At 68.9% G+C, this 13,387-nt stretch carries 12 protein-coding genes and 2 pseudogenes; 2 read left to right on the forward strand and 12 right to left on the reverse strand.

The genetic code is table 11. From position 1 onward, the window contains the following. Positions 1-267 precede the first annotated feature (267 nt). The 3 genes from GRX66_RS10850 to GRX66_RS10860 form a co-directional block, all read right to left on the reverse strand. On the reverse strand, positions 268-1,950 hold the full coding sequence (locus GRX66_RS10850) for an acyl-CoA mutase large subunit family protein (protein WP_159526579.1): 1,683 nt from the start codon (positions 1,948-1,950) through the stop codon (positions 268-270). Between the two features lie 94 nt (positions 1,951-2,044). Then, positions 2,045-3,100, reverse strand: coding sequence for a S66 family peptidase (locus GRX66_RS10855; RefSeq protein ID WP_159526580.1), 1,056 nt, complete (start codon positions 3,098-3,100; stop codon positions 2,045-2,047). A 53-nt stretch (positions 3,101-3,153) separates the two neighbouring features. Then, on the reverse strand, positions 3,154-3,732 hold the full coding sequence (locus GRX66_RS10860) for a GNAT family N-acetyltransferase (protein ID WP_159526581.1): 579 nt from the start codon (positions 3,730-3,732) through the stop codon (positions 3,154-3,156). Positions 3,733-3,854: 122 nt separating this feature from the next. Between GRX66_RS10860 and GRX66_RS10865 the strand changes: the two genes are divergently transcribed. Continuing rightward, on the forward strand, positions 3,855-4,838 hold the full coding sequence (locus GRX66_RS10865; protein ID WP_201292989.1) for a winged helix-turn-helix domain-containing protein: 984 nt from the start codon (positions 3,855-3,857) through the stop codon (positions 4,836-4,838). 40 nt (positions 4,839-4,878) lie between these two features. Here GRX66_RS10865 and GRX66_RS10870 read toward each other — a convergent pair. Together GRX66_RS10870 and GRX66_RS10875 are read right to left on the reverse strand one after the other, a co-directional pair. Next, positions 4,879-5,937, reverse strand: a pseudogene (locus GRX66_RS10870) (zinc-dependent alcohol dehydrogenase family protein). Between the two features lie 135 nt (positions 5,938-6,072). Further along, a complete protein-coding gene (locus GRX66_RS10875) occupies positions 6,073-7,263 on the reverse strand; it encodes a LolA family protein (protein WP_159526582.1) in 1,191 nt (396 codons plus the stop codon). Positions 7,264-7,400: 137 nt separating this feature from the next. Here GRX66_RS10875 and GRX66_RS10880 point away from each other — a divergent pair, with 137 nt between their 5' ends. After that, positions 7,401-9,380, forward strand: a complete 1,980-nt coding sequence (locus GRX66_RS10880) for an AMP-binding protein (protein ID WP_159526583.1) — start codon at positions 7,401-7,403, stop codon at positions 9,378-9,380. A gap of 38 nt (positions 9,381-9,418) precedes the next feature. On the opposite strand, the gene GRX66_RS10885 is transcribed toward GRX66_RS10880, so the two are convergent. The 7 genes and pseudogenes from GRX66_RS10885 to GRX66_RS10915 all read right to left on the reverse strand — a co-directional run. Beyond that, entirely contained in the window at positions 9,419-9,808 is a 390-nt protein-coding gene (locus GRX66_RS10885) for an NUDIX hydrolase (protein ID WP_159526584.1), read from the reverse strand. Positions 9,809-9,893: 85 nt separating this feature from the next. Beyond that, positions 9,894-10,532: a GNAT family N-acetyltransferase gene (locus tag GRX66_RS10890; RefSeq protein WP_159526585.1), complete on the reverse strand. Its 639-nt coding sequence runs from the start codon at positions 10,530-10,532 to the stop codon at positions 9,894-9,896. Further along, positions 10,532-11,146: a GNAT family N-acetyltransferase gene (locus tag GRX66_RS10895; protein ID WP_159526586.1), complete on the reverse strand. Its 615-nt coding sequence runs from the start codon at positions 11,144-11,146 to the stop codon at positions 10,532-10,534. The genes GRX66_RS10890 and GRX66_RS10895 overlap by 1 nt, the downstream gene beginning before the upstream one ends. Positions 11,147-11,150: 4 nt before the next feature. Next, positions 11,151-11,744, reverse strand: coding sequence for a GNAT family N-acetyltransferase (locus GRX66_RS10900; RefSeq protein WP_159526587.1), 594 nt, complete (start codon positions 11,742-11,744; stop codon positions 11,151-11,153). Next, positions 11,744-12,307 (reverse strand): GNAT family N-acetyltransferase, encoded by a 564-nt coding sequence (locus GRX66_RS10905; protein WP_159526588.1) that lies wholly within the window; start codon positions 12,305-12,307, stop codon positions 11,744-11,746. Before GRX66_RS10905 ends, GRX66_RS10900 begins: the two co-directional genes overlap by 1 nt. Beyond that, on the reverse strand, positions 12,307-12,858 hold the full coding sequence (locus GRX66_RS10910) for a GNAT family N-acetyltransferase (RefSeq protein WP_159526589.1): 552 nt from the start codon (positions 12,856-12,858) through the stop codon (positions 12,307-12,309). The genes GRX66_RS10905 and GRX66_RS10910 overlap by 1 nt, the downstream gene beginning before the upstream one ends. 166 nt (positions 12,859-13,024) lie before the next feature. Further along, a pseudogene (locus GRX66_RS10915) lies at positions 13,025-13,387 on the reverse strand (hypothetical protein); the annotation flags it as partial.

Consider the following 13,387-nt stretch of genomic DNA (forward strand, 5'->3'; position numbering starts at 1 on the left):
GGAACGCCCGGCGTTGCATACCTGGACGTCGGGCTGTCGGCCATTTATACGGCCCGGTCCGTCCTCACTGCCCGGGAACCGTCGGCGCATAGGGACTCGCTAACTGGTCAGGCGCGGATGTAAACACGGACGTCCAGCCGCTGGCCATATCCGTCCGTTCGGGGCACGGACGCATAAGCGATGGCGTCGCAGCAGCGACAACTCGACGCAGCGACACCAGGGGGTGGTCGTGGTCGCGGCCAGTCGAGTGACGGCCGCTGCGCTCGCTCAGACCGCGGCGCCGGGCTGGTGTTCGCCGAAGACGTCGCGGAGCGTGTTACAGATCTCGCCGACGCTGGCGTACGCCTTCACGGCGTCGACGATGTACGGCATCACGTTCTCGTCGCTGGCGGCCGCGTCCTCGAGGTCCGCGAGCGCCGCCTCGACGGCGGCCTCGTCGCGGTCGTCCTTGACGTCCTCCAGGCCGCTGACCTGCTGGCGTTCGTCCTCCGCGGTGACCTCCTCGATGTCGACCTCGGGTTCGTCGTCGACCTCGAACTCGTTGACGCCGACGATGACGCGTTCTTTCTCCTCGATCTCCTGCTGGCGTTCGAACGCCACGTCCTGGATCTGGCGCTGCACCCACTGCTCCTCGACGGCCTGGCGCATCCCGCCGCGCTGCTCGACGTCCTCGAGGATTCCGCGGGCCTCGGCCTCGATGTCGTCGGTGAGGGACTCCACGTAGTACGAGCCGGCCAGCGGGTCGATGGTGTCCGCGGCGCCGGACTCATGGGCGAGAATCTGCTGGGTGCGCAGCGCCGTGCGCACCGAGTCCTCGGTGGGGATCGAGAGCGCCTCGTCTTTCCCGTTCGTGTGGAGGCTCTGGGTGCCGCCCAGCACTGCGGCCAGCGCCTGGTAGGCGACGCGCACGATGTTGTTGTCGATCTGCTGGGCGGTCAGCGTCGACCCCGCGGTCTGCGTGTGGAACTTGAGTTGCTTCGATTTGGGGTTCTGGGCGTCGAAGCGCTCCTCCATTATTTTGGCCCACATGCGGCGGGCGGCGCGGAACTTCGCGACCTCCTCGAGGATGTTGTTGTGGGCGTTGAAGAAAAAGGAGAGCTGTGGCGCGAACTCGTCGACGTCGAGGCCGGCGTCGAGGGCGGTCTCCACGTACTCGATGCCGTCGCCGAGCGTGAACGCGATCTCCTGGGCGGCCGTCGCGCCGGCCTCCCGGATGTGGTATCCGGAGATGGAGATGGTGTTGAACTTCGGGGTCTCGTCGGCGCAGAACTCGAAGATGTCCGTGATGACGCGCATCGACGGCTCCGGCGGGAAGATGTAGGTGTTGCGCGCGATGTACTCCTTGAGGATGTCGTTCTGGATGGTCCCGCGGAGTTGTTCGCGGTCGACGCCCTGCTTGTCGCCGACCGCGATGTACATCGCGAGGAGGACGGCGGCGGGCGCGTTGATGGTCATCGACGTCGACACCTCGTCCAGCGGGATGCCGTCGAACACCTTCTCGAAATCCCGGAGCGTGTCGATGGCGACGCCCGACTTGCCGACCTCGCCCTGCGCCATCGTGGCGTCGGAGTCGTACCCCATCTGGGTCGGGAGGTCGAACGCCATCGAGAGCCCGGTCTGGCCCTGGTCGAGCAGGTAGTGGAAGCGCTCGTTGGTCTCCTCGGGCGTCCCGAAGCCCGCGTACTGGCGCATCGTCCAGAGGCGGCCGCGGTACATCGTCGGGTAGACGCCCCTGGTGTAGGGGTCCTCGCCGGGGAACCCGAGATCCTCGGTGTAGTCGAGGTCCGCCACGTCCTCGGGGGTGTACAGGCGCTCGACTGTCTGCCCGCCGGTGTCCGTGGTGAACTCGTCGGTGCGCTCCCCGAACCGGTCGAGGGTGGGCGAGAGGGTGTCCTCGGCCCACTCCTCGCGGCTGTCGCGTATCTCCGCGAGGTCGTCCTCGTCGTACATGCCTGAACGGAGGCGGTTCTCCGTCTTAATGGTTGCACGTTCGCGCAACCACTCTGGGCTTCATCGCCGAATACTCGCCGGGGCCCAGTGGGCGTTACTGGACGACGACGCGTTCGCGTTCGGGGTCGATTTCGACGCGCCGTCCCACCGGGAGCGGCGCAATCGGATTCGTGTGGCCCCAGTCCAGCCCCATCACGACCGGCGCGTCGGGGTTGTACCGGCCGACCCACTCGGCGACGTGGTCGTACACCTGCTCGCGGTAGGCGTCCCGGTCGCCGCCCGGCGGGTCCGCCGCGAAACTCCGGGTCGGCGGGCGGCCGACGAGCACCCCGTCGAAGCGCTCCAGGAGGCCTCGTTCGCCCATGGCCATGAGGCTCGTCGCGACGTCGCCGGGCCGCGGGAGGTTCTCGGCCGTCTCGAAGCACAGCACCGCGCCGTCGAGGCGCTCGGGGTCGGGGAGGAACCGGTCGCTCGCGAGGTGCCAGTCCACGATGGACCGCGACCCACCCCACAGCCGCCCGGTCACCGACCGGTCGCCGCCCGCCCACCGCCACCCGTGATTCGGTTCGTACTCGGGCCGGTCGCCGAGCAGGCTCGGGTCCGTCCACCAGTGACTGGGTTCGTCGGTCCACTCGTCGCTCACCTCGAGTTCCCCATCCGGCTCCTCGAAGAAGGCCCGCCGGCAGTACCGCTCGGTGTACTCTGGGACGCCTCCGGGGGTCGCGAGCTCGTTCAGGAGCTGCGCGCCGTTGAACGAGACGACGCCGTGTTTCCAGAGGTACAGCCCGAGGTTCGAGTTGTCGCTCATGCCGTAGAACCGCGTCGCGTGTTCGCGGAGGACGTCGCCGTCGAGGTGCTTCAGCACGCGCAACTGGTCGGCCCCGCCGATGGTCGCGAACACCCCCGAGATCCCTGGGTCGCGGAACGCCGCGTGGAGGTCGGCGGCCCGCGCACGCGGGTTCTCGAGGAGGAACTCGGTGCCCTGTCGCGCGGTCGGGTAGACGACCGGTTCGAGGTCGAAGCGGTCGCGGAGGCGGTCCAGCGCGAGTTCAAGGAGGTGCGGTGCGTCGCGTGCGCCGCCCGAGGAGGGCGCGACCACGGCGACGCTGTCGCCGGGTTTCATGGGCGGCGGAGTGACGAACTCCGTCATGTCAGTACGGATACGAGCGACCGACAAAAGGCTTCAGTCGGTGTGCGAGCCGTTCACGACCCGCCGGTGTCGTACTTGTACGTCGCGGAGTCGGGGTCGATGCCGAAGTCCTCGGCGGCCTCCTCCGGCTGTTCGGATTCGTCGTCCTCGTTCTCCGCGAACCGGTCGCGGAGTCGCGCGGGAATCTCGAAGTCCGCGAAGTCCAGGCGTGTGGGTTCGGCCTCCGGCTGGTACTCCCGGGTCGCGTCGAGGCGATCCGGGAGCGGCGGCGGCAGGTCGCTCTCGGGGACGCGTTCGAACCCGAACTGTTCGAGGTAGTCGGCCTCGTCGGTGAGCGCGTACGCCTCCTCGAAGCCCTGGTCGCGGGCGTCCTCGACGAGGTACTCTAGGAGGTGGGCGCCGACGCCCTGGTCCCGCCAGTCCTCCCGGACGCCGATGTTCGTGAACTCGCAGACCTTGCCCGCGTCGACGGAGTGCACGCGCAGTCGCGCGAAGCCCGCGCGCTCGTTCGTGTCCTCGTCGATGGCGAGCACGTAGTCCCGCGAACGGAACGCCGGGTCCTCGAACCCGAACTCGTCGAGGCGGTCCAGTAACCACACCTCCTCGTGTTTCTTCGCGTCGCGGGCGTACATCACATCGTACCCTTGAACGGCGGCCGGAAAAGCGTTTGCGGGACGGCGCCGTCGCCGCCCCGCAGTCCGGGGGTCGACGCTCGGGGCAAGACCTTACTCCACGTAGTCGAAACCACGGTTCGATGCCGCCCGAGGACTCGAACGAGCCGTCCGACGAGCGGGGTGACGCGGACAGCGGCGACGCCGACCAGATCATTCCCGGGTGGTCCGACCGCGAATCGACGACGCTCCCGGAGGGCGACGACGAGGCGGCGTTCGCGCTCGTCGGCAACGAGACGCGCGCGGAGATCATCCGCGCGCTCGGCGAGGCGCGCGGCCAGGAGGGCGCGCGCCCGATTCTGTCGTTCTCGGAGCTCCACGACGCCGTGGACGTCGACGTCGTGAGCAGCCAGTTCAACTACCACCTCCAGCAGCTCCTGGACTACTACGTCGACCAGACCGAGGACGGCTACCGTCTGCGACCGGAAGGGTCGCTGGTGTACCGGACGATCAAGGCCGGGACGCTCTCGGACCGCGACTCGTTCGGGCCCCTGGACGTCGGCTTCGACTGCTACTACTGCGGCGATCCCGCCGAAGGCGTCTACGACGACGGCATGTTCACCGTGCAGTGTCCGGGCTGTGAGACGCTCTACGACCTGATCCTCGTGCCGCCGGCGACGCTCGACCCGGACGACGTCGACGGGCTGCTCCACCGCATCGACCAGTTCAACCGCCACCGCCGCCTGGCGTTCAACCGCGACGTCTGCCCGATGTGCGCGAACGACGTGGACACGCAGTTCATGACCAGCGAGGCGTCGCCGTTCGACCCCGTGCAGCCACGCGAGGTGGTCGTCCACCAGTCCTGTAGCCACTGCGGCAGCCAGATGTACGTCGGCGTCGGCGCGGCGGTCATCTACGACCCCGGCCTCGTCTCGTTCTGTTTCGAGCGCGGCATCGACGTCACCGAGACGCCGCTGTGGGAACTGGAGTTCGCGATGACCGACCGCTCGGTCACCGTGCGCTCGCGGGACCCCTGGGAGGTCGCCGTCGAGGTGGCGGTGGACGGCGACACGCTGGAACTCGTCGTCGACGACCGACTCACCGTCCTCGAACGGAACTACTCGTAGCTCTCGCCGGAACTGACGCCCGGGCCTGCTGCGCGGCTCGTCAGAAGCTATCCACGACGGGGATGCCGGTCGTCTCGAAGTCGGTCATGCGTTCGAGCTGGTCGGAGACGTCCTCGAGGCCGACCGTCTCCGTGACTACCTTCCCGGGGTCGAGTTTCCCGGCTTCGACCATGCTGAACAGTTCCCCGTAGTCCGACGGCGGCATCCCGTACGAGCCGTAGAATTCGATTTCCTCCATCACCATCGCGTCCGTCGGGAGCGAGATTTCGCCGCGCTCCTCGCTGGTGGTGAGCCCGATCTGGACGTGCTGGCCGCGCGTCCCGAGGCTCTTGACGGCGTTCCGGCAGGTCTCGGCGACGCCGAGGGCGTCCACGGCGACGTCCGCGCCGCCGTCCGTGACGTCCCTGATTTCCCCGGGACGTCGTCGACGCCGCTCGCGTTAACGGTGACTTCGGCGCCGAGGTCGCGGGCGAACTCGAGCGCCTCGTCGTCCAGGTCGACCGCAATCACGCGGCCGCCGAGCGCGTCCGCAACGTGGACGGCGGAGAGGCCGACGCCCCCACAGCCGTGGACGGCCACCCAGTCGCCGGGCGCGAGGTCCGCGCGGTGTGCGACTCCGTGGAATGCCGTGGTGAACCGACAGCCCAGCCCCGCCATCTCCGTGGCGTCGACGCCCTCGGGGAGTTCGACCGCGTTCTGGTCCGCGTACGGGACCGCGAACTGCTCGGCGAACGCGCCCTGCGCGACCGGCGTGAAGCCCAGCGGGACGCCGTTCTCGCAGACGTTCCCCAGTCCCTGCTGGCAGTGCGGGCACGTGCCGTCGCCGAGCGTGAACGACGGCGACCCGGTCGCCGACGCTGACGGTGTCGACGTCGTCGCCGACCGCGACGACGGTGCCCGCGGGTTCGTGCCCGAGAATCTGGCCGGGCGGCGACTGCGCGCCCAGCCAGTCCCAGTCTCCCTGCCAGGCGTGCCAGTCGCTGCGGCAGATGCCGCAGGCTTCGGTTTCGACGACGACGCTCGACGGGTCCGCAGTCGGGCGGTCGACGTCATCGATGCTGAGTGGCTCCCCGTACGCCTCCAGGACTGCAGCTCGCATGCGTTCTGCTTCGACACAGCCCCAGTAAAGCGTTGGCACACCCCACGCTGTTGCCAGTCGTCGCGGTGCCCGGGTCTGGACACTGTGCGCCTCGGAGAAACTCAGTTGCACTCTCGCTGGCAGCCGTCGGTGGGCCTATCCGCACTCGACGGTGCGTGCGAGGTCGACGAGGAACTCGGCCGACACGCCCTGCCCGCGGACGGTGTACCGGTAGTCGCCGCAGTTCCACGACACGGACGTGGTGGCGCCGACGTCCACGACGGCCTCGTGGTCGCCGACGGTCGCCGTGCGGTCGCCGTCGCCGTCGAACGTCCGGTTGTACGTCGCCGCCGTGACGAGGGCCGTCTCGTTGGCGTACCGGACGCCCGCGCCGTGAACCCGACCGGTCGTCTCAGTCGCGTACGTCAACCGGAACGACGCCCCGAGATCCGGGTCGGGGACGGGCGCGCGTGCCTCCTCGCGGAGCGCGGTCACGCTCTCGAACGTCTGCGTGTTCGGCGTGTCCACGGACTCCACCGTCGCGTCAGCCGGCGGGTCGAACGCGAACGTCTCCGCCGACAGCCCGGGGTCGAACGTGACGTTCGAGTACGACGTCGTCACCGACACCGGCGTGCCGTCGTCGGTCCACGCGGTGCGGTGTTTCAGGGGGAAGAACGTCTCAGCGTCCACCCACAGCGTCTGCTCGTACCCCGCCGACTCGGCGGGTTCGACGTGCAGCACGTACACCTCGCGGCCGTCCACTGTTGCCGTGCCGTTGAATCGGACGGTGACCAGATCGGGGCCCTCGTTCGCAACGACTGTCTCGTCCACGGCGGCCTGCGGGACGACGGGGAGCGTGGACACCGACGCGTCCAATTCGGCGGCCGCCGGCGCCGTCGGGCGGGTTACGTTCAGCGCCGCGAACAGGCGGTCGACGCGGTCGCCGCGCGTGGTTTTCCCGGGGGGCGTCTCCGAGAGGGGGACGCGCTCGGCGACGCGATCGTCCTCGTCGTACAGCCACAGCGTCGACCCGTTCGACACGCGCCGCTCGTACCGTCGGTCGCCACTCACGAGGACCTCGCGGCGCTGCTCGGTACCCGGACGGAGCGCCACGTCGACGACGGTCTCGCTCACCTCGTCGCCGCGCTCCACGACAGTGAGCCGCGTCGCGTCCACGCCGTCGATGGCTGCGAACTCCCCGCTGGCGTTCGCGCCGATGTGGTCGCCAGCCGGCGCTTCCGGCGCGGCGACCAGCCAGACGCCGACAGCGAGGACGACAGCGACGGCGGCCGCGGCTATCACGATCGTAGTGACCCCGGCCCGACCGTCAACTGGTGCGGAGGGCATCGTTCACGAACCGACGCTAGTCATTTTAATAACCGTTTTGATGGCGCTCGTCGGCGTCCACGCCTCCCCCTCGGCTCGCGCTCGCTGTGTCGCGTCACTGCGAAACACATTTGCCGCGAACCGATGAGGGTTGACACATGGATACGCTCGACGAAGTCGACAAAATCGTCCACCAGCCCGACGACGAGTTCGTCGAGTCGACGAACGTCTGGCAGTTCATGCAGGCGTACGACGTCGACGACTACGACGAACTCGTCGAGCGCACGACCAGCGACCTCGACTGGTTCTGGGGCGAACTCCCGGACTACCTCGGACTGGACTTCCACGAGGACTTCGACGAGGTGCGCGACGACAGCGACGGCCCGCAGTTCACGCAGTGGTATCCCGGCGCGAAACTCAACGTCGCGCACAACACGGTCGACCGGCACGCCGGGGTCGGGACGGGCACCCGGAACCACGTCGCCTGCATCTGGGAGGGCGAGGACGGCGAGGTCCGCCAGCAGACCTACCACGAACTCCACGAGCAGGCCAACCGCGTGGCGAACGCGCTCGACGAACGCGGCGTCGGCGAGGGCGACACCGTCGGCCTCTACATGCCGATGGTGCCGGAGGTCCAGAGCATCCTCTACGGCATCTTCAAGGCCGGCGCAATCGCCGTCCCCATCTTCTCGGGGTTCGGCGTCGACGCGACGGCCACCCGCATCAGCGACAGCGAGTGCTCGGTGGTGTTCACGGGCGACGGCTTCTACCGCCGCGGCGACGAAATTCTGCTGAAGGACACGCTCGACGACGCCATCGACCAGGCAGGCCACGTCGAGCACACTATCGTCTACGACCGCCTCGGCGTCGTGGACAGCGACGACAAGACGCTCACGTGGACGAAACGCGACGAGTGGTGGCACGACGCCGTCGAAACCCAGGCCGACGACTTCGAGACGCGCGTGATGGACGCCAGCGACCCCTGCATGCTGCTCTATTCCTCGGGCACCACCGGGAAGCCGAAGGGCATCGTGCACACGCACGGCGGCGCGCTGGTGCAACCGGCCAAAGAGATCCACTTCGGATTCGACCAGAAACCGGGCGACCGCTTCTTCTGGGTGTCCGACATCGGCTGGATGATGGGGCCGTGGACGCTCATCGGGAACCACGCGTTCGGCGGCACCGTCGTCATGTACGAGGGCGCGCCCGACCACCCCGAGCCCGACCGGTTCTGGGAACTCATCGACCGACACGGCGTCACCCAGTTCGGTATCTCGCCGACCGCAATCCGCGCGCTCCGCAAGTACGGCGACGAGTGGCTCGAGGGCCACGACCTCTCTAGCCTCCGGCTGCTCGGGTCGACGGGCGAGCCCTGGGACCCCGAGTCCTGGGAGTGGTTCTACGAGCACGTCGGCGGCGGCGACACGCCCATTATCAACATCAGCGGCGGCACCGAGGTGTTCGGCTGCTTCCTGATGCCGATGCCGACCCAGCCGCTGAAACCGTGCACGCTGGGTGGGCCGGGTCTCGGGATGGACGTCGACGTCGTCGATGAGGACGGCAACTCCATCAGGGACGCCCACGAGCGCGGCTACCTCGTCGCCAGGTCCTCGAACCCGGCGATGACGAAGTCGCTGTGGAGCGGCGACGAACGCTACCTCGAGGAGTACTGGAGTCGCTTCGAGGACGTCTGGAACCACGGCGACTGGGCGCAGATGGACGAGGACGGCTTCTGGTTCCTGCACGGCCGCGCGGACGACGCCATCAACGTCGCGGGCCGCAAGGTCGGCCCCGCCGAGGTGGAGGGCGCGCTCATCGACCACGAGGACGTGAACCAGGCCGCCGCGGTCGGCGTGCCCGACGAAACCACGGGCGAAGCTGTCGTCGCGTACGTCATCCTCGAGGACGGCGCGGAACCCGGTGACGACCTGCGCGAGGAACTGCGAGCGCACGTCGGCGACGAACTCGGGAAGCCGTTCCGCCCCCGCGAGGTGCTGTTCGTCGAAGCGTTCCCGAAGACGCAGTCCGGGAAGATCATCCGGCGCGCCATCGCCGGCGCGTACACCGGCGAGGACGTCGGCGACCTCTCCAGCATCGAGAACCCGGCGGCCATCGACGAACTCGAGGACGCCAGATAATCCCGCAGAACTCGGCGACCGAATCCGCCGTCTCGCGCTCAGAGCGCGTCCAGCAGGCCCGCTGGCCGGAGTGTCTCGCCGTACTTCCGGAAGTCGTCGAGGTGGAGCCAGCAGAGCCGGTCCGTCTCGCCGGTCTCGGGGTTGTAGAGCGTGAACCCCTCCTCGCTGTACAGCCAGGCGTCGTCGACGTCGCCCTCGTAGAGGAGGGTGTCCTCGAACGTCCCCAGCACCGAGAGGTCGCCGAGCGTGACGCCGAGTACGTCCTCGAATTCCGCGCGGACAGCCGTTTCTGGGTCGCTGTCCTCGGGGATTCGCCGCCCGGGTGGGGCGTAGTCCCGACGACCCGCCTGCGGGTCGACGCGCTCCTCGACCAGTAGCTCGTCGTTGCGGCGAACCACACAGCGGGCTACCGACGCGGTCTCCGGCATCGCCGTCACCGAACCGGCACGCCCCAAAAAACGTTGCCGTTTCGACCACCGGCGGGCGGTCCCCGGGGGGATGACTCGGCTGCTGTCACTGTCCTCTCACTGCGTTCCACTCGCGGCGGAGGAGGCTGTAGACGTACATGTCGTGGTGGCCCCCGTGGCCGTAGTACGCCTCGCGCTCGCAGCAGTCCTCCGTGAACCCGAGCGACGCCAGGAGGCCGCGGGACGCCTCGTTGAACGCGAACGCTGCGGCGCTGACGCCGTGGACGGCGCTCGCGGTGAACGCGTGGTCGACGACGAGTTCGCCGAGCTCCCGGCCGTACCCCTCGCACTGGTAGGCCGGCAGCAGCCAGTAGGCGAGCCACGCACGGTCGCCGTCGAGGCCGCGCGCGTACGCCGCGCCGATCGGCGTCGCGTCACCTTCACCGGGGTGGCCAGCGGCGGTCTCGTCGCCAGCGGGGGACTCGTGGCTCGCGGGGACACCGCTCGCCGGTTCCGTGGTCGCCTCGGCCTCGCCGTCCAGGCAGACGACGAACCCGTGCGTCCCGTCGCCCTCGGCGTCGCGTTCGATGCGTTCGCGACACGTTTCGAGATTCCCGTGTTCCGTGAGGCCGAGCGACCACCGGATTCGCGGGTCGGTGTTCGCTCGCTGGAGGAACTCGGCGTCGTCTCGCTCGACGGTCCGGAACGTCAGTCGGTCCCCGCGTTCGACGACCGGCCCGGGCATCAGTCCGCCCACTCGCGGCGCAACAGGCTGTACGTGTACGCGTCGTGGTACGCGCCGTCGACGTAGTTTGTCTCTCGAACGCGGACGTCTTCCTCGAAGCCCAGCGACTGGAGGAGGCCGCGGGACTCGTCGTTGAAGTCGTAGGCGCCCGCGCTCATCCCGTGAACGCTGGTCGTCCGGAACGTGTAGTCGACGGCGAGCGCCGCGGCTTCGCCGCCGTACCCCTCGCCGTGGTACGCCGGCAGCAGCCAGTAGGAGAGGAAGGCTCGGTCGCCGTCGACGCCGTGGACGTTCACAGCGCCGATTCGCGTGGTCTCCCCCTCGTCGGGGTGACCGGCGGTCGCGTCGTGGCTCGCGGTTTCACCGCCCGTCGGGTCCGTAGCCGCCTCGGACCCGGACTCGCCGTCCAGGCAGACGAGGAACGCGTACACGTCATCGTTCTCGGCGTGTGCTTCCAGTTGCTCCCGGCGCTGCGCGCGGTTCCTGTGGCGGAACATCCCGAGCGGGAACCGAATCCTGGGGTCGGTCGTCGCCCGCTGGAGGAACTCCGTGTCGTCTCGCTCGACCGTGCGGAACGTGACGCGCTCGCCGCGTTCGACGACCGGCCCCGGCATCGTCTCAGGCCCGCTCCGACCGAAAGCCGTCGTGTTCGGCCTCCCACTCCGCTCGGAGGACGCCGTACTGGTGCTCGTCGCAGTACTCGCCGTCGATGAACCGCGCTTCCCGTCTGCGCGCCTCCTCGGTGAAGCCCAGCGACTCCAGGAGGCCGCGGGACGCCTCGTTGAAGCCGTAGGCACCCGCGCTGACGCCGTGGACCGAGTACGTCCGGAAGATGGTGTCGACGGCGAGTCGCACCATCTCCGTGCCGTAGCCCTCGCCGTGGTACTCGGGGACGAGCCAGTACGCCAGCCACGGCCGGTCGCCGTCGACGTGGCGCGCGGTCAGACAGCCGATTGGGGTGGTGTCATCGTCGTCGGGGTGGCCGGCGGGCGCGTCCTCGCTGTCGATGCAGGCCAGGTACGCAGCGACGCTGTCGCTCTCGATCCACCGCTCGATGCCTTCCTCCTCCTCGGCTCTGGAGCCGGGGTAGATCGAACCGAGGTACCAGCGAATCCGGGGGTCGGTGTTCGAGCGGTGGAGGAACTCGGCGTCCTCGCGTTCGACCGTGCGGAGGGTGACGCGGTCCCCCGCTTCGACGAGTGGTCCGGGCATTATGCCTCCCACTCGCGGCGCAGCAGGCCGTACTGGTGGACGTCTCGGTACTCGCCCTCGACGAACTCCATCTCGCGGTTCGCGCCCTCGTGGACGAACCCCAGCGACTCGTAGCGCTGGCGGGTCGCCTCGTCGCCGTCCACGGGGTTCGTCGACAGCGAGTGGACGTCGTACGTCCGGAAGATGGTCTCCACGGCGAGTTCGAGGCCGGCTTCGGCGTACCCCTCGCCGCGGTACTCCGGGGCGACCCAGTGGACGATGTTCGGCCGGTCGCGGTCGACGTGCACCGCGAGCACGAACCCGACCGGGGTGGTGTCCTCGTCGTCCGGGTGGTCGTAAGGCGCGTCCTCGCCGTCCGCGCAGACGAGGTAGGCGGCGTTCCCGTCGTCCTCGAACTCCTCCTCGATAGTCTCCTCGACCTCGGCCTCGTTCTTGTGGCTGGTGGCGTGGAGGCCCACTCGCGCCCACGGGTCCGTGTAGAACCGCTGAATGAACGCGGCGTCCTCGCGCTCCACGGTCCGCAGCGTCACGTCCTCGGTGGTTTCGACGATGGGACCGGGCATCAGTCGTCCACCTCCGCGTCCTCCCACTCCTCGCGGAGCAGGCCGTACCATACCACGTCGACGTACTCGCCGTCGCGGAACCGTGCGTCCCGCAGCGTGCCCTCGTGCTCGAAGCCGAGGTTCTCCAGCACGCCGACCGAGCCGTCGTTCGGCGCGAACGCCTGCGCCTGCAGGCCGCGGATTTCGTGGGCGTTGAACGCGTAGTCCACGAGCACCTCGGTTGCCTCCGTGCCGTAGCCGTTGCCGTGGTACTCCGGGAGGAGCCAGTACGACAGTTCCGGGCGGGTGTGGTGGAGGTCCATCAGGTACACTTGCCCGATGGGCGTCGGGTCGCCCCCGTCCTCGAGGCACACCAGCAGGCTGACGTTCAGGTTGTCGCCCTCGTGGTCCTCGATGCTCGCCTGGGCTTCCGATTCGTTCTCTGGCATGTTCACGCCGAGCGGGACCGCTACGTCAGGGTCGTTGTGGCCGCGCTGGAGGAACTCCGCGTCCTCGTGTTCGACCGTGCGGAGGGTGACACGGTCGCCGCGACGAAAGACTGCTCCGGGCATATGTCAGCAAATACACCCCCCGGATTATATCGGTTCCGCGAGATTGGTACCCATTCACGGGGACGCGAGCCGCGTCGGGCGGCGTCCGCGTCTCGGAGCAAGGCGCACGTCGAGGACTGGGGCGGCGACTGTCAACCTGTCGCGTCGCCGACGGCCTCGATGACTGTCAGGGTGACGCGTCGGCGGGTGACAGGACGCAGCCCTCGGGCACGTCGTCGTCTTCGCTGACCGCAATTGTCCCGGTTCCACCGTCGGGCGGAAGAACGATGGACGCGCCGGCGACCAGCGGTGCGACGACCCCCGCGACAACGGCTCCGTGGTGCGACAGGGGGGCCCGCAGCGCGACGGCGTCCGTCACGTCGAACTCCGCGGCGACGTCGTTCGCCGCAGACACGACCTCGCCGTGTGTCGCGCCCGGGAGCAGTTCGGTCGCCGACGAAATCGACGGCTCCGGGAACGCCGGGTTCTCGCTCCAGACGTCGCGCTCGAAGTACATCCACGCGGGTCGACCGGGGGCTCCCCCCAGCCG

The organism is Halobacterium bonnevillei (assembly GCF_009831555.1).
GTDB lineage: Archaea > Halobacteriota > Halobacteria > Halobacteriales > Halobacteriaceae > Halobacterium > Halobacterium bonnevillei.

Coding starts and splice junctions, on each gene's coding strand:
- GRX66_RS10895 (WP_159526586.1), bottom strand. CDS start 11,146: ATGCCGGGGCCGGTCGTCGAACGCGGCGAGCGCGTCACGTTCCGCACG.
- GRX66_RS10885 (WP_159526584.1), bottom strand. CDS start 9,808: ATGCCGGAGACCGCGTCGGTAGCCCGCTGTGTGGTTCGCCGCAACGAC.
- GRX66_RS10910 (WP_159526589.1), bottom strand. CDS start 12,858: ATGCCCGGAGCAGTCTTTCGTCGCGGCGACCGTGTCACCCTCCGCACG.
- GRX66_RS10850 (WP_159526579.1), bottom strand. CDS start 1,950: ATGTACGACGAGGACGACCTCGCGGAGATACGCGACAGCCGCGAGGAG.
- GRX66_RS10880 (WP_159526583.1), top strand. CDS start 7,401: ATGGATACGCTCGACGAAGTCGACAAAATCGTCCACCAGCCCGACGAC.
- GRX66_RS10875 (WP_159526582.1), bottom strand. CDS start 7,263: ATGCCCTCCGCACCAGTTGACGGTCGGGCCGGGGTCACTACGATCGTG.
- GRX66_RS10890 (WP_159526585.1), bottom strand. CDS start 10,532: ATGCCCGGGCCGGTCGTCGAACGCGGGGACCGACTGACGTTCCGGACC.
- GRX66_RS10900 (WP_159526587.1), bottom strand. CDS start 11,744: ATGCCCGGACCACTCGTCGAAGCGGGGGACCGCGTCACCCTCCGCACG.
- GRX66_RS10855 (WP_159526580.1), bottom strand. CDS start 3,100: ATGACGGAGTTCGTCACTCCGCCGCCCATGAAACCCGGCGACAGCGTC.
- GRX66_RS10860 (WP_159526581.1), bottom strand. CDS start 3,732: ATGTACGCCCGCGACGCGAAGAAACACGAGGAGGTGTGGTTACTGGAC.
- GRX66_RS10905 (WP_159526588.1), bottom strand. CDS start 12,307: ATGCCCGGTCCCATCGTCGAAACCACCGAGGACGTGACGCTGCGGACC.
- GRX66_RS10865 (WP_201292989.1), top strand. CDS start 3,855: ATGCCGCCCGAGGACTCGAACGAGCCGTCCGACGAGCGGGGTGACGCG.